The organism is Ruegeria sp. PrR005 (assembly GCF_010500245.1).
GTDB classification, from domain to species: domain Bacteria; phylum Pseudomonadota; class Alphaproteobacteria; order Rhodobacterales; family Rhodobacteraceae; genus Ruegeria_B; species Ruegeria_B marisflavi.
The window spans coordinates 125709-146838 of the sequence record NZ_JAAGOX010000043.1; the positions used below are offsets into that span (position 1 = coordinate 125709).

Annotated in this window: 24 protein-coding genes and 4 tRNA genes; 16 read left to right on the forward strand and 12 right to left on the reverse strand. The window is 63.0% G+C overall.

Annotation, left to right across the window (positions count from 1 at the left end; genetic code table 11):
- Positions 1–31 precede the first annotated feature (31 nt).
- The 3 genes from G0P99_RS17900 to G0P99_RS17910 all read left to right on the forward strand — a co-directional run bounded on the left by G0P99_RS17900 (position 32) and on the right by G0P99_RS17910 (position 3826).
- Positions 32–3469 carry a pyruvate carboxylase gene (locus G0P99_RS17900; protein WP_164131851.1) on the forward strand — a complete coding sequence of 1146 codons (3438 nt, stop codon included), beginning with the start codon at positions 32–34 and terminating at the stop codon, positions 3467–3469.
- A gap of 174 nt (positions 3470–3643) precedes the next feature.
- Positions 3644–3718 (forward strand) — tRNA-Gly (locus tag G0P99_RS17905).
- 33 nt (positions 3719–3751) lie between these two features.
- Positions 3752–3826 (forward strand) — tRNA-Gly (locus G0P99_RS17910).
- A 59-nt stretch (positions 3827–3885) separates the two neighbouring features.
- On the opposite strand, the gene G0P99_RS17915 is transcribed toward G0P99_RS17910, so the two are convergent.
- Positions 3886–4374, reverse strand: coding sequence for a hypothetical protein (locus G0P99_RS17915; protein WP_239059864.1), 489 nt, complete (start codon positions 4372–4374; stop codon positions 3886–3888).
- Between the two features lie 163 nt (positions 4375–4537).
- Between G0P99_RS17915 and G0P99_RS17920 the strand changes: the two genes are divergently transcribed.
- From G0P99_RS17920 to G0P99_RS17930, 3 genes are all read left to right on the forward strand, one after another.
- Positions 4538–4612, forward strand: a tRNA-Gly gene (locus tag G0P99_RS17920).
- Between the two features lie 162 nt (positions 4613–4774).
- Positions 4775–6127, forward strand: a complete 1353-nt coding sequence (locus tag G0P99_RS17925) for an aminotransferase (RefSeq protein WP_164131853.1) — start codon at positions 4775–4777, stop codon at positions 6125–6127.
- A 107-nt stretch (positions 6128–6234) separates the two neighbouring features.
- Entirely contained in the window at positions 6235–6954 is a 720-nt protein-coding gene (locus G0P99_RS17930; protein ID WP_370462830.1) for a VWA domain-containing protein, read from the forward strand.
- Here G0P99_RS17930 and G0P99_RS17935 read toward each other — a convergent pair.
- The gene (locus G0P99_RS17935) at positions 6941–7180 is read right to left on the reverse strand and encodes an Lrp/AsnC ligand binding domain-containing protein (RefSeq protein WP_044029069.1); all 240 of its coding nucleotides are present in this window, start codon (positions 7178–7180) and stop codon (positions 6941–6943) included. The two genes, G0P99_RS17930 and G0P99_RS17935, sit on opposite strands and share 14 nt — an antisense overlap.
- A 160-nt stretch (positions 7181–7340) precedes the next feature.
- On the opposite strand from G0P99_RS17935, the gene hisB reads away from it, so the two are divergent.
- A complete protein-coding gene (gene hisB, locus G0P99_RS17940) occupies positions 7341–7928 on the forward strand; it encodes an imidazoleglycerol-phosphate dehydratase HisB (RefSeq protein ID WP_164131855.1) in 588 nt (195 codons plus the stop codon).
- Positions 7928–8566, forward strand: a complete 639-nt coding sequence (gene hisH / locus G0P99_RS17945) for an imidazole glycerol phosphate synthase subunit HisH (RefSeq protein ID WP_164131856.1) — start codon at positions 7928–7930, stop codon at positions 8564–8566. Before hisB ends, hisH begins: the two co-directional genes overlap by 1 nt.
- A 26-nt stretch (positions 8567–8592) precedes the next feature.
- Here hisH and G0P99_RS17950 read toward each other — a convergent pair whose 3' ends face one another.
- On the reverse strand, positions 8593–9309 hold the full coding sequence (locus G0P99_RS17950) for an AraC family transcriptional regulator (RefSeq protein WP_164131857.1): 717 nt from the start codon (positions 9307–9309) through the stop codon (positions 8593–8595).
- A gap of 93 nt (positions 9310–9402) precedes the next feature.
- On the opposite strand from G0P99_RS17950, the gene G0P99_RS17955 reads away from it, so the two are divergent.
- Positions 9403–9942 carry a peroxiredoxin-like family protein gene (locus tag G0P99_RS17955; protein WP_164131858.1) on the forward strand — a complete coding sequence of 180 codons (540 nt, stop codon included), beginning with the start codon at positions 9403–9405 and terminating at the stop codon, positions 9940–9942.
- A gap of 46 nt (positions 9943–9988) precedes the next feature.
- Here the strand turns inward: G0P99_RS17955 and G0P99_RS17960 are convergent, their stop codons facing one another.
- Positions 9989–10387, reverse strand: a complete 399-nt coding sequence (locus G0P99_RS17960; RefSeq protein ID WP_164131859.1) for a DUF2147 domain-containing protein — start codon at positions 10385–10387, stop codon at positions 9989–9991.
- A 134-nt stretch (positions 10388–10521) separates the two neighbouring features.
- On the opposite strand from G0P99_RS17960, the gene hisA reads away from it, so the two are divergent.
- The 6 genes from hisA to G0P99_RS17990 all read left to right on the forward strand — a co-directional run bounded on the left by hisA (position 10522) and on the right by G0P99_RS17990 (position 13953).
- A complete protein-coding gene (gene hisA, locus G0P99_RS17965; RefSeq protein WP_164131860.1) occupies positions 10522–11244 on the forward strand; it encodes a 1-(5-phosphoribosyl)-5-[(5-phosphoribosylamino)methylideneamino]imidazole-4-carboxamide isomerase in 723 nt (240 codons plus the stop codon).
- 76 nt (positions 11245–11320) lie between these two features.
- On the forward strand, positions 11321–11815 hold the full coding sequence (locus G0P99_RS17970; protein ID WP_164131861.1) for a DUF2867 domain-containing protein: 495 nt from the start codon (positions 11321–11323) through the stop codon (positions 11813–11815).
- 33 nt (positions 11816–11848) lie between these two features.
- Complete coding sequence (gene hisF / locus G0P99_RS17975) at positions 11849–12610, forward strand: imidazole glycerol phosphate synthase subunit HisF (RefSeq protein WP_164131862.1); 762 nt, start codon at positions 11849–11851, stop codon at positions 12608–12610.
- Positions 12607–13020, forward strand: a complete 414-nt coding sequence (locus G0P99_RS17980; RefSeq protein WP_164131863.1) for a hypothetical protein — start codon at positions 12607–12609, stop codon at positions 13018–13020. The genes hisF and G0P99_RS17980 overlap by 4 nt, the downstream gene beginning before the upstream one ends.
- Positions 13017–13331, forward strand: a complete 315-nt coding sequence (locus tag G0P99_RS17985; RefSeq protein ID WP_164131864.1) for a phosphoribosyl-ATP diphosphatase — start codon at positions 13017–13019, stop codon at positions 13329–13331. Before G0P99_RS17980 ends, G0P99_RS17985 begins: the two co-directional genes overlap by 4 nt.
- Before the next feature lie 61 nt (positions 13332–13392).
- Complete coding sequence (locus tag G0P99_RS17990) at positions 13393–13953, forward strand: hypothetical protein (protein ID WP_164131865.1); 561 nt, start codon at positions 13393–13395, stop codon at positions 13951–13953.
- Positions 13954–13956: 3 nt separating this feature from the next.
- Here the strand turns inward: G0P99_RS17990 and G0P99_RS17995 are convergent, their stop codons facing one another.
- The 4 genes from G0P99_RS17995 to rlmB all read right to left on the reverse strand — a co-directional run bounded on the left by G0P99_RS17995 (position 13957) and on the right by rlmB (position 16327).
- Entirely contained in the window at positions 13957–14427 is a 471-nt protein-coding gene (locus G0P99_RS17995) for a CoA-binding protein (protein WP_164131866.1), read from the reverse strand.
- Between the two features lie 255 nt (positions 14428–14682).
- Entirely contained in the window at positions 14683–15276 is a 594-nt protein-coding gene (locus G0P99_RS18000; RefSeq protein ID WP_239059865.1) for a YHS domain-containing (seleno)protein, read from the reverse strand.
- Positions 15251–15535, reverse strand: coding sequence for a hypothetical protein (locus tag G0P99_RS18005; protein ID WP_164131867.1), 285 nt, complete (start codon positions 15533–15535; stop codon positions 15251–15253). The genes G0P99_RS18000 and G0P99_RS18005 overlap by 26 nt, the downstream gene beginning before the upstream one ends.
- Positions 15536–15553: 18 nt before the next feature.
- Positions 15554–16327, reverse strand: a complete 774-nt coding sequence (gene rlmB / locus G0P99_RS18010; RefSeq protein WP_164131868.1) for a 23S rRNA (guanosine(2251)-2'-O)-methyltransferase RlmB — start codon at positions 16325–16327, stop codon at positions 15554–15556.
- A gap of 115 nt (positions 16328–16442) precedes the next feature.
- On the opposite strand from rlmB, the gene G0P99_RS18015 reads away from it, so the two are divergent.
- Positions 16443–16526, forward strand: a tRNA-Tyr gene (locus G0P99_RS18015).
- Between the two features lie 141 nt (positions 16527–16667).
- On the opposite strand, the gene G0P99_RS18020 is transcribed toward G0P99_RS18015, so the two are convergent.
- The 4 genes from G0P99_RS18020 to G0P99_RS18035 form a co-directional block, all read right to left on the reverse strand.
- Positions 16668–17189: a DUF2478 domain-containing protein gene (locus G0P99_RS18020; RefSeq protein WP_164131869.1), complete on the reverse strand. Its 522-nt coding sequence runs from the start codon at positions 17187–17189 to the stop codon at positions 16668–16670.
- Between the two features lie 63 nt (positions 17190–17252).
- Positions 17253–17918: an NnrU family protein gene (locus G0P99_RS18025; protein ID WP_164131870.1), complete on the reverse strand. Its 666-nt coding sequence runs from the start codon at positions 17916–17918 to the stop codon at positions 17253–17255.
- Between the two features lie 87 nt (positions 17919–18005).
- The gene (locus tag G0P99_RS18030; RefSeq protein WP_164131871.1) at positions 18006–20072 is read right to left on the reverse strand and encodes a proline/glycine betaine ABC transporter permease; all 2067 of its coding nucleotides are present in this window, start codon (positions 20070–20072) and stop codon (positions 18006–18008) included.
- Positions 20069–21121: a betaine/proline/choline family ABC transporter ATP-binding protein gene (locus G0P99_RS18035; protein ID WP_164131872.1), complete on the reverse strand. Its 1053-nt coding sequence runs from the start codon at positions 21119–21121 to the stop codon at positions 20069–20071. The genes G0P99_RS18030 and G0P99_RS18035 overlap by 4 nt, the downstream gene beginning before the upstream one ends.
- Positions 21122–21130: the final 9 nt, after the last annotated feature.

Genomic DNA, 21130 nt, shown 5'->3' on the forward strand with positions numbered 1-21130 from the left:
ACGGCCAATTGACCAGACACCGGGACCCGCCATGACCGAATTCAAGAAGATCCTCATCGCAAACCGGGGCGAAATCGCCATCCGGGTGATGCGCGCCGCCAACGAGATGGGCAAGAAGACGGTTGCCGTCTATGCCGAAGAGGACAAGCTGGGCCTGCACCGGTTCAAGGCCGACGAGGCCTATCGCATTGGCGAAGGCATGGGGCCGGTCGCGGCCTATCTCTCGATCCCCGAGATCATCCGGGTGGCCAAGGAATGTGGCGCCGACGCGATCCACCCGGGTTATGGCCTGCTCAGCGAGAACCCTGATTTTGTGGATGCCTGTGTTCAGAACGGTATTACATTCATCGGGCCGCGCGCCGAGACCATGCGGTCGCTGGGGGACAAGGCCAGCGCCCGCAGGGTGGCCATTGCCGCAGGCGTGCCGGTGATCCCCGCGACCGAGGTTCTGGGCGATGACATGGACGCGATCCGCAAGGAGGCCGCCGAAATCGGCTATCCGCTGATGCTCAAGGCGTCCTGGGGCGGCGGCGGGCGCGGCATGCGCCCGATCAACAGCGAAAAGGAACTTGCCGAAAAGGTCATGGAAGGCCGCCGCGAGGCCGAGGCCGCATTCGGCAATGGCGAGGGTTATCTGGAAAAGATGATTATCCGCGCCCGTCATGTCGAGGTTCAGATCCTCGGCGACAAGCATGGCGAGATCTATCACCTTTGGGAGCGCGACTGCTCGGTCCAGCGCCGCAACCAGAAGGTGGTCGAACGCGCCCCCGCCCCCTATCTGAGCCAGGCCCAGCGCGAAGAGCTCTGCGAGCTTGGCCGCCGCATCTGCGCCCATGTGAACTATGAATGCGCCGGTACCGTCGAATTCCTGATGGATATGGACAGCGGCAATTTCTACTTCATCGAGGTCAACCCGCGCGTGCAGGTCGAACATACGGTGACCGAAGAGGTCACCGGCATCGACATCGTGCAGGCCCAGATCCTGATCGCCGAGGGCAAGTCCCTGGCCGAGGCCACCGGCAAGGCCAGCCAGGACGAGATTGCGCTGAACGGCCACGCGTTGCAGACCCGGATCACCACCGAGGATCCGCTCAACAACTTCATCCCCGATTATGGCCGCATAACCGCCTATCGCTCGGCCACCGGCATGGGCATCCGGCTGGATGGCGGCACGGCCTATGCGGGGGGCGTGATCACGCGCTATTATGACTCACTGCTGACCAAGGTCACGGCTTGGGCACCGACGCCGGAAAAGGCCATCGCCCGGATGGACCGCGCCCTGCGCGAATTCCGCATCCGCGGGGTCAGCACCAATATCGCCTTTGTCGAGAACCTGTTGAAACACCCGACTTTCCTGTCGAACGAATACACCACCAAGTTCATCGACACGACGCCGGACCTGTTCCAGTTCAAGAAGCGGCGCGACCGGGGCACCAAGGTGTTGACCTATATCGCCGACATCACGGTGAACGGGCATCCCGAGACCCGTGACCGCCCTATGCCCGCCGCCGAGGCGCGCGCGCCGAAAGCGCCCGCCAAGCGCGGCGAGCCGCGCATGGGCACCCGTAACCTGCTGGAGCAGAAGGGCCCGCAGGCCGTGGCCGACTGGATGAAGGCGCAGCGCCAGCTGCTGATCACCGACACCACCATGCGCGACGGGCACCAGTCGCTGCTGGCGACCCGGATGCGCTCGATCGACATGATCCGGGTGGCGCCCACCTATGCCGCCAACCTGCCGCAGCTCTTCAGTGTCGAATGCTGGGGCGGCGCGACCTTTGACGTGGCCTACCGCTTCCTCCAGGAATGCCCGTGGCAGCGCCTGCGCGATCTGCGCGAGGCGATGCCCAACCTGATGACCCAGATGCTGCTGCGCGGTGCCAACGGGGTGGGTTACACCAACTATCCCGACAACGTGGTGCGTGAATTCGTGCGCCAGGCAGCCACGGGGATCGACGTGTTCCGTGTGTTCGACAGCCTGAACTGGGTCGAGAACATGCGCGTCGCCATGGATGCGGTGGTCGAGCAGAACAAGATTTGCGAAGGCACAATCTGTTACACCGGTGATATCCTGAACCCCGATCGGGCCAAGTATAACCTCAAATACTATGTGGCGATGGGCAAGCAGTTGCGCGACGCGGGCGCCCATGTGCTGGGCCTCAAGGATATGGCGGGCCTGTTGAAACCCGCCGCCGCACGGGTGCTGATCCGCGCGCTTAAGGAAGAGGTGGGCCTGCCCATCCATTTCCACACCCATGACACCGCCGGCATCGCTTGCGCCACCATTCTCGCCGCCTCCGAGGCCGGGGTGGATGCGGTCGACTGCGCGATGGACAGTTTCTCGGGCAATACCAGCCAGGCGACGCTGGGCACCGTGGTCGAGGCGCTGCGCCATACCGACCGCGACACCGGGCTGGACGTCAAGGCCATCCGCGAGATCAGCGATTATTTCGAGGCGGTGCGTGCGCAATACGCGGCCTTTGAAAGCGGGCTTCAAGCCCCGGCCTCCGAGGTCTATCTGCACGAGATGCCGGGCGGCCAGTTCACCAACCTCAAGGCGCAGGCGCGCTCGATGGGGCTGGAGGAGCGCTGGCACGAGGTGGCGCAGATGTATGCCGACGTGAACCAGATGTTCGGCGATATCGTCAAGGTCACCCCCAGCTCCAAGGTGGTGGGCGACATGGCGCTGATGATGGTCAGCCAGGGCCTGACCCGCACCCAGGTCGAAGACCCCAAGACCGACGTCGCCTTCCCGGATTCGGTCATCGACATGATGCGGGGCAATCTGGGCCAGCCGCCGGGCGGCTTCCCCGCCGCGATCCTGTCCAAGGTTCTGAAGGGCGAGGCGCCCAATACCGAACGCCCCGGCGCACATCTGCCGCCTGTCGACCTGGAAGCCGTCCGCGCCCAGGTGTCCAAGGAGCTGGAGGGCAAGGAGGTCGATGACGAGGACCTGAACGGATACCTCATGTATCCCAAGGTGTTCATGGATTACATGGGTCGCCACCGCCAATACGGCCCCGTCCGCACCCTGCCCACGCGCACCTTCTTTTACGGGATGGAACCGGGCGAGGAGATCGCCGCCGAGATCGACCCTGGCAAGACGCTGGAAATCCGCTGCCAGGCCATCGGCGAGACCGACGAGAATGGCGAGGTCAAGGTGTTCTTTGAACTCAACGGCCAGCCCCGGGTGATCCGGGTGCCGAACCGGCTGGTGAAATCGACCACCATGCAGCGACCCAAGGCCGAACCGGGCAATGCCAACCACCTGGGCGCACCGATGCCCGGCGTGGTGGCCACGGTCGCGGTGCAGGCCGGGCAAAAGGTCAAGGCGGGGGATCTGCTGCTGACCATCGAAGCGATGAAGATGGAAACCGGCATCCATGCCGAGCGCGACGCCACCGTCAAGGCGGTGCATGTCCAGCCCGGCGGCCAGATCGACGCCAAGGACCTTCTGGTCGAGCTGGAATAAGCAAACTTCCACCATCGGAAACAGGCCGCGCCCTCACCCGGGGCGCGGCTTTTTCGTGCCCGCCCCTGCCGGCGCCACGGCCCGGAAAACCGGACAAAGAATTTTCCGCCCCGCCCGCATTTTCCACTTGCAGGCCCCGACAGTAGTTTATATCTCCCTCCTCACTCAAACGGGGCGGGCGTAGCTCAGGGGTAGAGCATTACCTTGCCAAGGTAAGGGTCGTGAGTTCGAATCTCATCGCCCGCTCCAGATTGAGACCTCAGGCCGGATGGCCAAACGGATGCGGGCGTAGCTCAGGGGTAGAGCATTACCTTGCCAAGGTAAGGGTCGTGAGTTCGAATCTCATCGCCCGCTCCAGATTTCTTCGGAACGGTTCATTCTTCTGTGGAATGGGAACGATCCGTCCCGGAAGGGGACTACCCCATTTCTTCCTGACACGCGATCGCCGCCTCAAGCGCGGCCATGCTGCCGGTCAGGTCGATCGACATCACCTCACCGTTTTCGTTGTACAGCGTCATCGTGTACTTGGCCGCGATGTCATACAGGAAATCGGGATTGTCGAATAGAATATCCGCACCTGGCACGCCTTCGAGATACATCCCACGGGCCTCGGCCTCATATTCCTCACCGTCGAGCGCAAACAGGACCGGATACCACTCGCCTTCGACGATATCTCCCCAGGCTTCGTTGAAAGCGGTCACGTATCCCGCCCCCTGCACCCGGTCGAACCCGATACGCACGGTCGAGCCGTCGGTGAATGTGGACTGGATCAGACACCCGTTTCCCAATGTCGGATCGATCAGCACGTCCCAATAATCCGACGAGCCCCAGTGTTCCAGCGACTGAGCCAGAACAGGACCATAGGCCACCGACCCGAGCGCCAGCGCAATTGCGGCAAGTTTCATGATTTGGACCTCCCCCTTTGTCCCCTCCAGCATGGTCCGCGTTGTGGCACTGCATCAATGTTTTTCAACAACATGGCCGGAAAGAGGGCCAGTGGCGCTCCGGTTCAAAGCATGTTTTCCCTTGCAGGGCGAAGAAGGCCCGACTATTGACCGCAAAACGGATGCGGGCGTAGCTCAGGGGTAGAGCATTACCTTGCCAAGGTAAGGGTCGTGAGTTCGAATCTCATCGCCCGCTCCAGATACACCGACAAGGCCGCCCGATGGGCGGCCTTTCGCGTTCCGGCCCGTCTTTCCGTCGCGCATTTTTTTTGATCAAAAATTTTGACGCGGCCCGCGATCTGCGGCAATGCTTGGCGCAACTGAATCGCCGCGCCACGCGGCTAACCGGAGGTATCTGGCCATGGCCCCTGTGATCTATCCCACCACCAACCTTTCCGCCACCGAACAGCTTGTGCTGGACCACGGCAAGGGCATCTATGTCTACGACGCTGACGGCAACGAATACATCGAAGGGCTGGCCAGTCTCTGGTGCACCTCGCTCGGCTATGACAATGCCGAAGTGATCGGCGCGATCACCGATCAGCTGAACAAGCTGCCCTTCTCGCACACCTTTGGCGGCAAGACCCATGAACCGATCATGAAGCTTGCCGAAAAGCTCAAGGCGATGGTGCCGGTCGAGGATGCTTATTTCTTCTTCGGCAACTCAGGCTCTGATGCCAACGACACCCATTACAAGATGCTGCGTTATTACTTCAACGCCATCGGCAAGCCGGAAAAGCGCAAGATCATCACCCGCGAGCGCGGCTATCACGGCGTGACCGTGGCCGCCGGCTCGCTGACCTCGCTGCCGGCGAACCTGGCGCATTTCGATGCGCCGGTCGAGGCGCTGCACATCCTGCGCTCGGACGCGCCGCATTACTATACCGGGCGTCAGGGCAACGAGACCGAGGCGCAGTTCGTCGACCGCATCATCGACAATCTAGAACAGCAGATCCTGGCCGAGGGCGCCGATACCATTGCCGCGATGATCGTCGAGCCTATCACCGGCGCCTCGGGCGTGATCGTGCCACCCGAGGGCTATTACGAAAAGCTCCAGGCGCTACTGCGCAAGCATGACATTCTGGTCTGGGCGGACGAGGTGATCTGTGGCTTTGGCCGCACCGGCGCCGATTTCGGCTGTACCACCATGGGGATCAAGCCCGACCTGATGACCTTTGCCAAGCAGCTCAGCTCGGCCTATTTCCCGATCTCGGCCTCGGTCATCCCCGGCTGGATGTATGAAAAGATGATCGCACCTTCGGCGGCGGTTGGCGTGTTCGGCCATGGCTATACCTATTCCGGGCATCCGGTGGCCTGTGCCGCGGCGCTGAAAACGCTGGAGATCTACGAACGCGACAAGACCTTCGAACATGCCGCCGAGGTGGGCGCCTATATGCAGGAACAGCTGCGCGCCATTTTCACCGACCACCCGCTGGTAGGCGAGGTGCGCGGCAAGGGGTTGATCGCGGCGCTGGAACTGGTGTCGAACAAGACCACTGGCGCCACCATCGAAAAGGGCGCGGGCGGCGCCACAGTGCAGCGGCTGGCACAGGAGAACGGTCTGCTGATCCGCGCGGTCGCGGGGAACTCTGCCGCGCTCTGCCCGCCGCTGATCATCACCAAGGAAGAGGTGGACGAGATGCTGCGCCGCCTCAAGAAAGCCGTGGACAGCGCCTATGCCGAGTTGAAGGACAAGGGGCTGCTCGCCGCCTGACCCTTCGACCATTGGCGCATGGACAGATCGCGCGCGCCCGGCCAAGCTGAGGCATGGCGCGCGGATCTGACATCCCGGCAACCAGGACTCCTGGACGCGCCGCCCTTGTGGCGGCGCTTCTTTTTGCTGGCCTGCTTCCCGCGTCAGCAACTGGCGAGGTCGATTGCACCAGCGATGCGATGATCGTGTTCGACGCCTCAGGTTCGATGGCCGAGATGGGGTACAATGGCCTCGACCGGCCCCGAATCCTGGATGCGCGCGAGGCGATGCATGACACCCTGCCCCGGATTGCCGCGCTGCGCCGGCTGGGTCTGGTCACATATGGTGCCGCCATCAACGGCGAAGCGGACGGAGATCTCTGCAAGCGGGTCACGATGCCATTCACGCCCAGCCCCAACGCGGCGGGACCCATCTTGAATCTCATCGACGGGATCGAACCCGACGGCAACACGGCGCTGACCGATGCCGTCGACCTGGCCGCCCGCGTGTTTGAGCAGCCCCCCCGCCCCGGCGTCATCGTGCTGGTCACCGATGGCGAAGAGACCTGCGGCGGCACGCCCTGCGCGCTGGCGGCCGATCTGGCCCGTACCGCGCCCGGCCTGACCGTGCATGTGATCGGTTTCCGCGTACGCTCGAAATTCTTTGGCTGGGAAGGGGGCGACGGCAACCCCACCGTGCCCGAGACGATCAGCCCGGCCGAATGCTTGGCTCAGGCCACTGGTGGCGAGTATGTCTCGACCGAGACCGTCGAAGAGCTGATCCGCGCCCTGAACCAGACGCTGGGTTGCCCGCTTTACGGGGCACTGGCGCCGATCAGAACGCCTTGAAGGTCATCGTGGTCAGCGAGCGTTCGATATTGGGGATCACCAGCAGATGGTCGTTGATGTATTTGCCCACATCCGCACCCGCCGGAATGTAGAGCTTCATCAACAAGTCGTATTCGCCGCTGGTTGAATAAAGCTCGGAATGAATTTCGCGCAGCGCGATATCTTCGGCCACCTTGTAAGTGCTGCCGGGCTTGCAGCGGATCTGGATGAATACACAGGTGGTCATGCCGCCTCACTTAAGCTGGTTCGCCCAAAGGCTGACACGCGCTGCGACCGGGTGCAATCCCCTGTTTTCGCGCAACAGATCGCCGTGCCCGTGTCGCGGCACTCTGGCATTTGCGCGCGCCCCGTGCCAAAAGCCAGCCGAGACCAGAAGGAACCCGCCCATGCGCCGTGCCAGCATCAGCCGCCAGACCGCCGAGACCGAGATCTCGGTCGAAATCAATCTCGACGGGACCGGAGCCTATGACAACCAGACCGGTGTCGGCTTCTTCGACCATATGCTGGACCAACTGGCGCGCCATTCGCTGATCGACATGACGATCCGCGCCAAGGGCGACTATCACATTGATGACCACCACACGGTCGAGGATACCGGTATCGCGCTGGGTCAGGCGCTGAGCGCCGCCCTGGGCGACAAGCGGGGCATCCGCCGTTATGGCGAATGCCACCTGCCGATGGACGATGCGCAGGTGCGCTGCGCGCTCGACCTGTCGGGGCGGCCCTTCCTCGTATGGAACGTGGACCTGCCGACAGCCAAGATCGGCACGTTTGATACAGAGCTGGTGCGCGAATTCTTTCAGGCGCTCAGCACCCATGGCGGCATCACCCTGCACGTCGACCAGTTGCACGGGCTGAACAGCCACCACATCGCCGAGGCCGCGTTCAAGGCGGTGGCCCGTGCCCTGCGTCAAGCGGCCGAGGCAGACCCGCGCAAGGGCGATGCCATCCCCTCGACCAAAGGCACGCTCTGATGCTGACCGCCATCATCGACTACGAGTCGGGCAACCTGCACTCGGCCGAAAAGGCGTTTCAACGCATGGCGCGCGAGACCGGCGCGGGCGAGGTGGTGGTGACTTCGGACGCCGATGTGGTGGCCCGCGCCGACCGGCTGGTGCTGCCGGGCGATGGTGCCTTCCCCGCCTGCGCGGCGGAACTGCGCGGCCACAAGGGGCTCTATGACGCGATGGTCGAGGCGGTGGAGCAGAAGGGTCGCCCCTTTCTGGGCATCTGCGTCGGCATGCAACTGATGGCCACCACCGGTCATGAATACGAAGAGACCCCGGGTCTGGACTGGGTCGCGGGCGATGTGGTGCGGATTACGCCTGCGGATGCGGCGCTGAAAGTGCCGCATATGGGCTGGAACGATCTGGTGATCGAGGCAAAGCACCCGATCTTTGATGGGATCACCGGAGGCGATCACGTCTATTTCGTGCATTCCTATCACTTCCGTGTCACCAACCCCGCCGAGCGGCTGGCCCATGTGGATTATGGCGGGCCTGTCACTGCGGTGGTCGGGCGCGACACCATGGTTGGCCTGCAGTTCCACCCCGAGAAAAGCCAGGCCATCGGCCTGCGAATGATCGGTAATTTCCTGACCTGGCGCCCCTGAAAGAGATGCCTTTTACTGGCTTCGCCTCACCCGGCGCGCAGCGACATCGGCGCCACCCCATGGGCGCGGCGAAAGGCGCGGGCAAAGGCCTCTGGCGAGCCATAGGCATAGCGCCGTGCCACCCGGTCGACCCGGTCGCCGCGACCGAGATCCTGCGCTGCAAGGATCAGCCGCCAGCGCCTGAGATAGCCCATCGGAGTCTCGCCCACTTGTGCTGCAAATAGCTCGGCGAAACGTGACAATGACAGACCGGCCTCAGCCGCCAGATCACCATTGCTCCAGACCCGGCCCGGGTGATCATGCATCGCCACGATGGCCCGGCTGAGGCGCGGATCGGCGAGCCCGGCCAACAGGCCCGGGCGGGTCGCCCCCTGCGCGATCTGGTCCCGCAACAGACGGACCATCAGCACCTCGCCCAACCGGTTGATCACCGATTGCGCGCCACAACGCCGTGCCGCCACCTCAACCCGGATCAACTCGACCACCGCGCGCGCCTCGGGATCGGCACTCAGATCGAAGCGCACCACTTCGGGCAGCGCGGCCAGAAACGGGTTGCTCTCTCCCGACCAGCTCACGCGCGCCGCAAACAGCGGATCGCCCTCGGTGCAGTTGCCAGATGGAAAGAAGAGCAGCTCGGTCGGTTCTCCGTCCGACCCGGCAAGAGCCAGCAGATTGGCCTCAGCCAGAGCTGCGGCCTCGACCCGCAGCTGGAACCGCTCCATCAATGTTGTCAGCCTGTCCATGCGAGTATCGGAGTCTCTATCAGAAAATTCGGATTTCCCGAACACTAAACCCTGCGACAAGGTGGAGCAACTCACATCCCAAGGAGATCTTCGATGCTGATGCCCCGCCAGACCACCCCGCCCCTGTCGCTGCCGCTGGTGGGCGGTGGCAGCTTCGATCTGTCCGCCGAAACCTCGACGCGCGGGACGCTGATCTGTTTCTATCGCGGCCTGCATTGCCCGATCTGCGCCACCTATCTGAAAGAGCTGGAGAAGCGGGTGGCAGATTTCGCCGAACGCGGGGTTGCCTGCGTGGCCGTCAGCTCGGACAGCGAAGAGCGGGCGCAGGCGATGGCCGAGAAGGTCGGCGGCGAGCGCGCCTTGCGCTTTGCCTATGACCTGCCCCTGGCCGAAGCACGCGACTGGGGGCTTTATATCTCGACTTCGCGCGGCAAGACCTCGATCGGGATCGAGGAGCCGGCGCTGTTCTCGGAACCGGGCCTGTTCCTGGTCACGCCCGAACGGACGCTCTATTACGGCGCGGTGCAGACCATGCCCTTTGTGCGTCCGCATTTCGCGGAACTGGTAGCGGCGCTGGATTTCGCAATCCCCAACAATTACCCGGCGCGGGGCGAATACACCGGCGCCGTCTGAATGCGCCCGTTGAAGGCAGGGGCAACAGCCCCTGCTGTTACTAGGATCAGTTGACGCGTTTCCAGGTCTGGCCGCGACAGATCAGTCCACCGGCAACACAGCCTTTGACGGTCAGCGCGTTTCCATCGAGCGACATCTTGGAGCTGTAGGTCTTGTTGGAATCGGGCGCCCAGATCTGCCCCCCCGAATAGGACCCGCCGCCACCCGGCTGCATGTCCCAGATCATACGCTTGCCCTTGTGTTCGTAATCTGTCTGCTCGGCCCCATCCTTGTCAAAAGCAGTCTTGATGGTCCCGCAAACATTCGAACCGCAAGGCGCGACAGCAACGTGAAGATAGCCGCCCGTATCGCCCGGTTCGGTTTTCCAGGTACCTGCCGCCGGATCGGCAAGGGCGGCACTCGCGGCACCAAGACCAAGCGCAGCGGCGAGAATCAGTCTGTTCATTCGTATTCCCTCCTGTTTGCAGCCAGTGTGGCGCGCCCGGCGCCAGTCGAGCAAGGCTGACTTTGGGTCGCGTTGCATCGCCTTGCTGTCTTGTGCCATATCGCGGCCGTCACTCAGCAGAAAGCCGCTTGCCCATGATCCTCTACCCCGCAATCGACCTCAAGGACGGCCAGGCCGTGCGTCTCGTACATGGCGAGATGGACCAGGCGACCGTGTTCAATGAAAATCCCGCCGCGCAGGCGCTGGAATTCGTGGCGGCTGGTTGCGAATGGCTGCATCTGGTCGACCTGAACGGCGCCTTTGCCGGTGAGCCGGTCAATGCCGCCCCGGTCGAGGCGATCCTGAAACAATGCAAGGTACCTGCGCAGCTGGGCGGCGGCATCCGCGACATGGCCACCATCGAACGGTGGTTGGACAAGGGGTTGGCCCGGGTGATCCTGGGCACCGTGGCGGTCGAGAACCCTGATCTGGTGCGCGAGGCCGCGCGCGCCTTTCCCGGCAAGGTGGCAGTGGGCATCGACGCCCGCAATGGCCGCGTCGCCACCAAGGGCTGGGCCGAAGAGACCGATGTGATGGTCACAGACCTTGCCAAGTCGTTCGAGGACGCGGGCGTGGCCGCGATCATCTATACCGACATTCTGCGCGATGGCGCCATGAAGGGGCCCAATATCGAGGCAACTGCCGATCTGGCCCGCGCGGTGTCGATCCCGGTCATCGCCTCGGGCGGGGTGTCCTCGCTGGAGGATCTGATCGCGCTGCGCGACTGTGGCGCTGCGCTGAACGGCGCGATCTCGGGCCGGGCGCTGTATGACGGGGCGCTAGACCTGAAACAGGCGCTGAGCGCGCTCAAGGGCTGAGGAATGCGACACCGCGCCCGGTTCCTATGCCGGGCGCTTTGCTGTGTGATCCGGGCAGACCGCAAGGGGACCGCCCATGACCCGCACCTACCCTATTGTCGAAAAGACCCCGCTGCCCGCAACCGCGCAGCTTTGGCGGGCCGTAGAACCCGGCGATTTCATCGACGGCTATGCGGTAGAGAGCCGGATATCGCCGCGCGAGGCGGCAGAGATCGGGCTGTCCCTGCCCGGCTGGGCCAATGCTCTGCTGCGCCTGCGCAACTGGATCGTGCGGCCCCTGGGCCTCAAGACCGAGGTATCCGACAGCGGCGACAACGCGATCTTTCCGGTCACCTACGAGGATGCGGACGAGCTGATCCTGGGCGCCGATGACAGCCACCTGAACTTTCGCATCTCGCTGATGCAACAGGCCGGGCGGCTGCACATGGCGACCTGGGTGCATCGCAACAACCTGCTGGGGCGGGTCTATCTGACCGTGGTGATGCCGTTCCATATCCTGATCGTGCGCGGGGCCATGCGCCGCATCGCCAGGCAGGGCGGCACGATTGCATCCACGCCGGGGGCACAGTAAAGACGGGCGACCCCGGCAACCCGCGAGCCCGCCATGCTGAAGACCCGCATCATCCCCTGTCTCGACGTGGCCGATGGCCGCGTGGTCAAGGGCGTGAATTTCGTTGGCCTGCGCGATGCGGGCGACCCGGTGGATGCCGCGCGCGCCTATGACGCGGCGGGCGCGGACGAGATCTGTTTCCTCGACATCCACGCCACCCATGAAAACCGCGGCACCATGTTCGATGTGGTCAGCCGTACGGCAGAACAGTGTTTCGTGCCGCTCACCGTGGGCGGCGGCGTGCGCACCCATGCGGATGTGCGCGCCCTGCTGCTGGCAGGCGCCGACAAGGTCAGCTTCAACTCGGCCGCCGTGGCCAACCCGGATGTCATCGCCGAGGCCGCCGACCGGTTCGGCAGCCAGTGCATCGTCTGCGCTATCGACGCCAAGACGTTAGAGCCGGGACGGTGGGAGATCTTTACCCATGGCGGGCGCAAGCCCACCGGGATCGACGCGGTAGAGTTTGCCCGTCTGGTCACTGCAAAGGGGGCCGGTGAGATCCTGCTGACCTCGATGGATCGGGACGGCACCAAATCGGGCTTCAACCTGCCGCTGACCCGCGCCATCGCCGATGCGGTCGACGTGCCGGTGATCGCATCGGGCGGGGTTGGCACGCTGGATCACCTTGTCGAGGGCGTGACCGAGGGACACGCCAGCGCGGTGCTCGCCGCCTCGATCTTTCACTTTGGCGAGTACACCATCCGCGAAGCCAAGGAACACATGGCCGCCGCCGGCATCCCGATGAGGCTGACATGATGGTGAATTTGGAAGATATCGTCGTCAAACAAGGAGGTGTCGAAACGACACCCTGCGACTGCTGCGGAACCAAGACCCGGCTGGTCAAAGGCGACTTGGTCCTGGCAGACGAATGGATAGGGTTTTATTGGGTTCGCTGGACCGAAGGTCACCCGGATGTCCTCCCGATTTTTCACCTCGGTACCGGCAACTGGTCCGACACCGCCGATGTTTCGGACAGGTGGGTTGTTGCTGTCGAATACCATAAAGATCTGGAAGGCTTCCATGCCGTTGATTTCGAACAGAAAGGCACTAGCGCGACCTACCTTGACCGCCAAAATTGGGTGGGATCGAGTTTCGCTGCCGAAGCCTTTGCCATGTTCGATGCGGTATTCATGAAAGATGACCGGCTAACGGAGTTACATCCATGATCCTGCACGACCTTGCCACAACTATCGAGGCCCGAAAGGGCGCTGACCCGGACAGCAGTTGGACCGCCAAGCTGCTGGCAAAAGGCCCCGAAAAATGTGCCGAGAAATTTGGTGAAGAGGCGATTGAGGCGATCATAGAAGCGGTGAAGGGCGACCGGGCCAAACTCACCTCAGAGGCGGCGGATGTGCTGTATCACTTCCTCGTCATGCTGGCCGCCCGCGATGTGGCGCTCGACGATGTGCTGGCCGAACTGGCCCGCCGACAGGGTCTGAGCGGTATCGCCGAGAAGGCCGCGCGGCCCAAAGGTTGACCCACCGGCGCTGAGCGGTACGATCCAACCACTTGAACCGACCACCCAACCGAGGCATCCCATGACCAAATTCCGGGCCTTGCTCGCCATCCTGGCGGTGTTGTTCATCGCGGCCTGCACGGATACGCAGGCCGTCAGCCAAAAGGACGTGAACGCTCTGGCGCAACAATTGCGCGCACTCGGGCCGGAAGTGGACCCTGCCGAGGCGCAGCGCGCCGCCGAGATCTCCTATAGCTATGGCCGACAATTGGCGCGCGAATATAACGTCACCAGCAGCCCTATTATCCATAACGCCAAGGTTCTGAACGGCTTTCGTGAACGGGGGCTGTGCGTGCACTACGCCCAGGACATGCAAAAGCGCCTGAACCAGGAGAACTTCCGCACTCTGGTCATTCACCGCGCCATTGCCACCCCTGACAACATCTGGCGCATCGACCACAGCACGGTCGTCATCAGTCGCCGGGGCGACAACATGTACGAGGGCGTCGTGCTCGACCCGTGGCGTAATGCGGGAGAGTTGTTCTGGTCCCCGACACGCGCCGACACCGTGTACAACTGGCGTCCGCAACGCGAAGTTCTGGAAGAGAAGGCTGCCGAGAAACTGGCCCGCCAGCCATCCTGAGCCTCAAAGCTTGGACGAGATGATACCGGTGGCAAAGCCGCCCATGCGCAACTCGCCGAACAGCCGCTGATACTCGATCTTGGGGCAGCGGTTCTGAACCACGTCCACCCCGCGTGCCTCAGCCATAGCGGCGGCTTCGGCATTCTCGACCCCGATCTGCATCCAGACGGTTTTGAGATGCGGAAAGACGTTCAGGGCCTCTTCCACAATCGGTGGAACCGCCTCGGACCGGCGGAAGATGTCCAGCATGTCGACCGGTTCTTCGATCTCGCCCAGACTGCCGCGCACCGTTTCGCCAAACAAGGTCGCCCCTGCATGCCCTGGATTGACCGGGATCACCCGGTACCCCTTGAGCCCCAGGTATCGCGCCACATAATAACTCGGGCGGACCGGGTTCAACGAGACACCCACGACCGCGATGACTTTGGTCCTGGTCAAAACCTGTTTCAGAAATTCATCGGAATACTCTTGCATGGCCGCAGATTAGTTTCAGACGCGCGCACTGCAAGCCACATTCGCGACCCTTCGAGCCCCATCCCGGACAGGCGTGAAAAAAAGCCCAGGCTTTCGCCTGGGCATTAGGTGTGGAACGAGGGACAGTGAAATGACCCGCGGCAGTTCCGTTCCGCGGTCACTGTGACATTTAGGCATGCGTGAATGAAAAAAAAGAGGCGCCGCTCAAATTTGTGATGACATGCTGATCCACGGCAAGAATCCGCCGTTCCGCCCCTAATGAAACAGGACGCCAGGCCAATTCTCTTCAGCCAGCGCGATGTTACCCGGGATATCTTGCAACCACAGGCGGGCCACGTCAGGCGAGTGGACCAGATACAGCTTGTCCTCAACGATACGCCAGGTCGAAGGGTCCGTTTCCGTAAGATAGCCTCGCCCCACAGCATAGGCGCAATACCCGCCGAACTGGGGTGCGAACGCGCGCGGATTGGCTTCAAAAGCTTCGCGGTTCTCGTGGCTGGAAAAATGCCAGGAGGCAGCCTTCCACATGACCGAGATATCGGGCGACCCCCGTTTCGGTGCACCGTTCCGGAAGTACGCCACCGTATCGAACCCGCGAATCGCAACCCCGCCCTGAGTGAAAAACATCGGCGCATCTGCCCGGGCGGCGGAGCCGATCGCGACACTCGCAAGGCCAGTGATGAAAAGTCGGCGGTTCAGCAACAGACCTGCTCCATTCCTTTGGAACCCATTCAAGATCGGATCAGAATGCCTTTTCCAACCATTTTGGAAAAGACCGCTGACGTATATGTGAACGAAACGTGCACTGATCGGGTTGCGGCGATCAGTCGAAAAGGTCTTCGATAGCATCTGACACGCCGTCGAACAGCCGATGGGCCAGGCTCTTTTTCTTCTTCTTTTTCTTCTGCTTCTTTAAAGCCTTGTTATCCGGCTTGGGGGCATCGTTGCGCATGGAGGGAAAAGCGGCGCTGGCCACGGGCGCCACTGAAACTGCAACAGGACGCTTTACGGGCGCTCCGCAGCTATCGCACCGCAGCCGTCCGGGTTCGTTGCGCGATACCCCAATCCGGCTGCCGCAGTAGCAACAGGTTACAATTTCAGCGTTCAAGCAACTCTCCACGTGCGGCTAGTGTTCTCTTGACGCATATAGGGCTATCGCCGCGGCGTTCGAGACGTTGAGAGAGCCAAATCCGCCCGCTGCGTCGATCTTGACCAGTTTGTCGACGGTGTCCTTGGTCTTTTGCCGCAGCCCCGGCCCTTCGGCCCCCAGGACCAGCGCAACGGCCCGATCGCGCCGCCCTGCCAGCGCCGTCTCGATCGTTTCCTCGGCTTCGCCATCGAGCCCCAGTACGATGTAACCTATGCCCTGCAATTCGGTGATTGCCTCGGACAGGTTGCGCACACGCAGATAGGGCTGGCGTTCCAGCGCGCCGCTGGCCGTCTTTGCCAGCGCGCCGGTTTCAGGCGCCGAATGGTGCCGGGTCCCGATCACGGCACTGGCGCCCAGAACCTCGGCCGACCGCAAAATGGCGCCCACGTTGTGTGGATCGGTCACCCGGTCGAGCAGAATCACCCGGGGGCATTCCTGCCCGACGCAGACATCCTCCAGCCGCCCCCAGTCCAATGGTTTGACTTCCAGCGCCGCGCCCTGGTGAACCGAGCCCGGATCAATCGGCGCGTTGAATTTCCGCGGGTCGACGATCTCCGGCTCGATCCCTGCGGCGGCGATCGCTTCGGCTAGTTTGTCCTTTGCGTTCAGCGTCACGATCAGGCGCAGTTTCACCCGGTCAGGGTTCTCCAGAGCATCGCGAACAGCGTGCAGTCCGAACAGCCAGACGGTTTCCGCCGCCGCTGCCTTGCGGGCCTGTTCCTTCTCGACAACCCATTTCGGTTTCTTCATTTGTGCGCCCTCCGGGGCCTGCGAAAGTTTCCTGCGCCAAAGCGGTTTTTTCCTGTTGACGCTCCTTTGGCGCGCTTGTAATCACGCCTCCACGTCAGGTGCAACGCCTGACAGTGGGCGACAGGCCGCAAGGTGTGGCAGGGGACTGTAACTCCCTCGCGGAGACGCACGCCTGGTTCGATTCCAGGGTCGCCCACCATCTCTTTCCAGACAAATGAACGGAACGGATGGTGGATGGCAACCATCGTTTGAAACACGCGCGCGTCCTGCATGTGCAGGGATCGAAGCTGACACAACCAAGCCAGACGCGCCAGGACAGGAATTCCCGCCCCGGTATCGCTCAGGCCGCCTGACTTCTTTCTGCCAAAACCCGACGCATCCATTGGACGAGCCTGTCGATTTCGGGTTCAAGCTTTTCCGCAGCCCCTTCGGTGAAGTCGAGAAACTTTTCCTCGTTCAGACCGTTAACCCCCAGCAGAACCGGAATGTCTTGCGCCAGTGCTTCGGCGATCAGGGGACGAAAACCCCGGCCATCGGCCTCGTGCTTGCCGAACTTGTTCACGATCAGCAGATCGGGTCCATTGCCCAAGGCGCCCATGACCAGCCCCACCGCGCGTTCCAGCTCGCCCGGATCCAGACGGCACCCTCGCGCACCGGCCCCCAGCGATTGCGAGATCCGGATCACTTCACCCGTCGGCATGACCCGCAGATCCATGTCGCAATGGGCATTGTCGGCGCATTCGGTATTGGTCTGCACCACACCGGCCAAGCGTACACCCTCAGCCTCCAGCCGCTCGGCGACGGCACTCAGCAGCCGGTCTGTGGCGCCGCGCGCCTGTGTCGTTACATAGGCCAGGTTCATTCCCAACCATCCTTTCTTCCAACATCACGCATCATCTAGCACGCCCTCCCCCTTTCGGCCACCTCAGGGCATCGGTGACACGCCGATGACCGCCGCGTGGCCGAACAGAAGGATGCCAAACAGCACCCCGGCCAACATCATATCGACCGGGCGCAACAATTCGGCACCATGCCGCAGAGACAGAAGCCGTGTGTTCGCGGCAAGGCGGTGCCAGTCGCGACCCATGTCCCGCTGCTTGCGACGGTCGATCAGCCGCATGCCCAACATTGCGAAGCCCGCAAAAAGGCCGAACAGCAGCACATGTGCCAAATCGCCATTTGCCAGCATGTGGGCCAACGACCAGAGTGCCAGCGCCAAGGGCAGCGGGTGGCGCGAAAACGCCAGAACGCCCGGCGCGGCCGGGTCGAACGGCCCCGGCCCCATTCCGCCAAAGGACAGCGGATTGCAGACGCGCATGCCCGCAACGGCAATCAGGCAAACAACCGGCATCAGGATCATCGGAACCCAGCGCAGGATGGGCAAGGGCGGGATCACCTCGACATAGGGCGCCGCGCCCGCGGCCACGATCAGCCAATACAGCACCGCAAGCGACAACAGGGAATAGGCCACCAGATAGCCACGCAGCCCCAGTCGCGCAACCAACCAGGGCCGGACAGGCGGCCGGACCGGGATGGCGTGGCTGAGCAGGAACACGGCCAAAGCCGCCGCAAACGCACCCCATCCGCCCATCTCTTGCCTCCGTCACATTCCGACCGATCCTAGATCGGCGCTTGCGGTCCGGCCTTGCGCAAAGTCAAGCCGGACCACAAGACGGGATCACAGGCCAAGCGCCTTGCGCCGCTCCTCGGCAAAGCCCTGCACCAACCGGTCCGCAATCAGCGCCAGAATGGCCATGGCCGCCCCCGCTGAAATGCCCAGCCCCACATCCGCCTGCCCCAGTGCCAGATAGATCGACTGGCCCAGACCGGTCGTCCCGATCAGCGCCGCGATCACCAGCATCGAGAAGGCATAGAGAATGGTCTGGTTAAGCCCCAGCAGGATGGTCGGCGCGGCATAGGGGGCGCGCACATCGCGCAGGATCTGCCACTCAGTCGCACCGCTGGAGATGGCGGCCTCCATCATCTCATCCGGCGTATCCACCAAACCGTGGCGGGTATAGCGGATCATCGGCACGATGGCATAGGCGCAGATCGCCAGAAAGGCCGAGAACTCTCCAATCTGGAACAGCATCAGCACCGGGATCAGAAAGACGAAAAGTGGAATGGTTTGCAGCATGTCACAGATCGGCCGCACAACACGCCAGACCGGTGCCCATATGGCACTGGCCACGCCAATAGCCCCGCCCACAACAGCACAGGCAAACACCGAGGCGCCACAGAGGTAGAGCGACAGAAGCGCCCGGTCCCACAGGCCCGAGACCAGGATCGTGCAAAGCAGAACCACCACCAAGATGGCCAGCCGCCGACCGCCTGCCACATATCCCAGCGCCGCCGCCCCCGTCAGCACAAAGGGCCAGGGCAGGTTGGTCACCCCGGTCTCGATCATGCCAAAGGCGATCAGGACAACGATGCCGCCTGTCACGTTACCGCGCCACGCCAGCAAGAGACCCAGCGCGCCCCCCAGGCCGAAGACCAGGGCGCTCATCGCCGGGGACCACATGAACCCCCAGGTAAAGGGTAGAACAGCCTGATCCAGCCCGATCCTGAGCGGCAGCAGGATGTAAAAGAGGGTGTTGTTCTTCAACGCCTCCAGCGCCATGCCATTGGCTTGGGTAAAGCGGGTCAGCCCGCGATCCATGCTGTCGGCCACCCCGTCGAGCATTGCCACCTCGGACGCACCCGGCAGGCTGGACCAGAACAGCACGGTGAATGCCACGGCAAAGGCCAGAACCGCCCAGACAACCCGCAGGTCATATCGTTTGCGTTCTGTCGCCAGCACCGCGCTCATCCGGTCGATCACCACGGCAAAGATCACGATCACCATGCCGGCCAGCAGCGATGGGCCGAATTGTGCCTTGCGCATGGTCAACAGCACTTCCCAGCCGATGTCGTTGAACCCCCCGATGACGGCGGCGATGATCACCATGCTGAGCGCGGCCATCAGGCACTGGTTGAAGCCCACCATGATCTGGCGCGAGGCCGAGGGGATTTCGACCTGAAACAGTTGCTGCATGCGGGAGCCGCCGGACATGATCGCGGCTTCCTTGATCTCGGCCTCGACCCGCTCCAGCCCCAGCATCACGTTGCGCGCCATCGGCGGCGCGGCATAGATCGCCGAGGCGATCAAACCAACGACCGGGCCAAACCCGAAGAGCAGCAACAAGGGCGTGAGATAGGCGAATGTCGGCACCGTCTGCATGATGTCCAGCACCGCCTGAACCGCACCCTTAACCCTCGGCACTTCGTTGGCAAGGATGCCGATACCGCCACCGACAACCAGCGCCACAGGCACCGACACGGCGACCAGCGCCAGCGTGTTCATGCCCTCGTGCCAATACCCCGAGGCCAGTACCAGCCCCAGTCCAAAGAAACCGAGGGCAGCCATCGACAGCCCGCCAAGGTACCAGCCCAGCGCGGTCACAATACCGATCACCATCGGCCAGGGCGTGGCGTTCAGGGCGGTGTTCGCCCAGTCCATGGGATAGACCATGACGTCCGAGAACAGCCGGGCCACCGGTTTGATCCAGCCCAACAGCCAGGTCAGCGCGGTACCGACCCAATCGGTCATCGGCAAGACCCAGGTCTTGGGCCAGGCGCCAAGCCAGGGCACGACCGGTTCCAACGCCAGGCAGAGTGCGCCCACCAGCGCGGTGATCAGGGCGGCCTTTGCCCCCACCGTCAGTCGCGTTGCGTGCGGTGCCGCAACATCCGCAACCGCACTCATGCCTCGTCCACCTGCAAGGCGGCGGCAAGATCCGAAGGATTGACCGTCCCGACGATCGCGCCGCCCGCATCCCGTACCGGTACCGGCTGGTAAAGCTCCATGCAGCGCGCCAACGCCGCGTCGAGCGTCATGTTGGTGGTCAGGCCCGGATCGTCAGGACCACGCTCACCATCCCCCGCCTGCATGACCGAGGCTACCCTTGCATGGCGGCCCTTGGCCACATCCTTGGAAAACTCGCGCACATAGTCGTCAACCGGCTGCAACACGATTTCGGTCGGCGTGCCGATCTGTACGATCTTGCCATCTCGCATGATGGCGATCCGGTCGGCCAGTTTCAGCGCTTCGGCGATATCGTGGGTGATAAAGACGATGGATTTCCTGAGCGTCGCCTGAATGCGCAGGAATTCATCCTGCAACTGCCGCCGGATGAGCGGGTCAAGCGCTGAGAACGGCTCGTCCAGGAACCAGATGTCAGGATTCACCGCCAGGCTGCGGGCAATACCCACGCGCTGGCGTTGTCCGCCCGACAGTTGGCGCGGGAAACTGTCCTCGCGCCCGTCCAGCCCGACCAGCGAGATCACCTCCTGCGCGCGGGCGCGGCGTTCCTTGCGCCCTACTCCCTGCACCTTGAGCGGATAGGCCACGTTTTCGGCCACAGTCATATGCGGGAAAAGGCCGAAATGCTGAAACACCATGCCCAGCTTTCGCCGCCGCAATTCGGTGAGCTTCTGCTTGCTCGCGCCAATGACGTTCTCGCCGTCGATGCGGATCTCGCCACCAGTGCCCGGCAACAGTTGCGAGATACAGCGGATCAGCGTGGACTTGCCCGAACCGGACAGGCCCATGATCACAAACAGCTCGCCCTCGCGCACCTCGAAACTGGCGTCCTGCACCGCAGGGATATACCCCCGTGCGCGCAGATCCTCGGCCGCTGCATCAGCATTGCCCCCTGACCGGGCCAGCGCTTCGGTCAGGGCCTTGTCCGCGCTCGGGCCAAAAACCTGCCAGAGACTCTGGCAGGCGATGGCCGGCGTATCCGACGTACTCACGTCAGCGGC

Excerpts from the sequence above, each read along its gene's own strand:
- hisH (WP_164131856.1), top strand. The coding sequence starts at position 7,928 with ATGCTGACCGCCATCATCGACTACGAGTCGGGCAACCTGCACTCGGCC.
- hisB (WP_164131855.1), top strand. The coding sequence starts at position 7,341 with ATGCGCCGTGCCAGCATCAGCCGCCAGACCGCCGAGACCGAGATCTCG.
- G0P99_RS18030 (WP_164131871.1), bottom strand. The coding sequence starts at position 20,072 with ATGAGTGCGGTTGCGGATGTTGCGGCACCGCACGCAACGCGACTGACG.
- G0P99_RS17970 (WP_164131861.1), top strand. The coding sequence starts at position 11,321 with ATGACCCGCACCTACCCTATTGTCGAAAAGACCCCGCTGCCCGCAACC.
- G0P99_RS17915 (WP_239059864.1), bottom strand. The coding sequence starts at position 4,374 with ATGAAACTTGCCGCAATTGCGCTGGCGCTCGGGTCGGTGGCCTATGGT.
- G0P99_RS17990 (WP_164131865.1), top strand. The coding sequence starts at position 13,393 with ATGACCAAATTCCGGGCCTTGCTCGCCATCCTGGCGGTGTTGTTCATC.
- G0P99_RS17900 (WP_164131851.1), top strand. The coding sequence starts at position 32 with ATGACCGAATTCAAGAAGATCCTCATCGCAAACCGGGGCGAAATCGCC.
- G0P99_RS18020 (WP_164131869.1), bottom strand. The coding sequence starts at position 17,189 with ATGAACCTGGCCTATGTAACGACACAGGCGCGCGGCGCCACAGACCGG.
- hisF (WP_164131862.1), top strand. The coding sequence starts at position 11,849 with ATGCTGAAGACCCGCATCATCCCCTGTCTCGACGTGGCCGATGGCCGC.
- G0P99_RS18025 (WP_164131870.1), bottom strand. The coding sequence starts at position 17,918 with ATGGGCGGATGGGGTGCGTTTGCGGCGGCTTTGGCCGTGTTCCTGCTC.
- hisA (WP_164131860.1), top strand. The coding sequence starts at position 10,522 with ATGATCCTCTACCCCGCAATCGACCTCAAGGACGGCCAGGCCGTGCGT.
- G0P99_RS17960 (WP_164131859.1), bottom strand. The coding sequence starts at position 10,387 with ATGAACAGACTGATTCTCGCCGCTGCGCTTGGTCTTGGTGCCGCGAGT.
- G0P99_RS17980 (WP_164131863.1), top strand. The coding sequence starts at position 12,607 with ATGATGGTGAATTTGGAAGATATCGTCGTCAAACAAGGAGGTGTCGAA.
- G0P99_RS17955 (WP_164131858.1), top strand. The coding sequence starts at position 9,403 with ATGCTGATGCCCCGCCAGACCACCCCGCCCCTGTCGCTGCCGCTGGTG.
- G0P99_RS17995 (WP_164131866.1), bottom strand. The coding sequence starts at position 14,427 with ATGCAAGAGTATTCCGATGAATTTCTGAAACAGGTTTTGACCAGGACC.
- G0P99_RS17985 (WP_164131864.1), top strand. The coding sequence starts at position 13,017 with ATGATCCTGCACGACCTTGCCACAACTATCGAGGCCCGAAAGGGCGCT.
- G0P99_RS17950 (WP_164131857.1), bottom strand. The coding sequence starts at position 9,309 with ATGGACAGGCTGACAACATTGATGGAGCGGTTCCAGCTGCGGGTCGAG.
- G0P99_RS18000 (WP_239059865.1), bottom strand. The coding sequence starts at position 15,276 with ATGCTATCGAAGACCTTTTCGACTGATCGCCGCAACCCGATCAGTGCA.
- G0P99_RS17925 (WP_164131853.1), top strand. The coding sequence starts at position 4,775 with ATGGCCCCTGTGATCTATCCCACCACCAACCTTTCCGCCACCGAACAG.
- rlmB (WP_164131868.1), bottom strand. The coding sequence starts at position 16,327 with ATGAAGAAACCGAAATGGGTTGTCGAGAAGGAACAGGCCCGCAAGGCA.
- G0P99_RS17935 (WP_044029069.1), bottom strand. The coding sequence starts at position 7,180 with ATGACCACCTGTGTATTCATCCAGATCCGCTGCAAGCCCGGCAGCACT.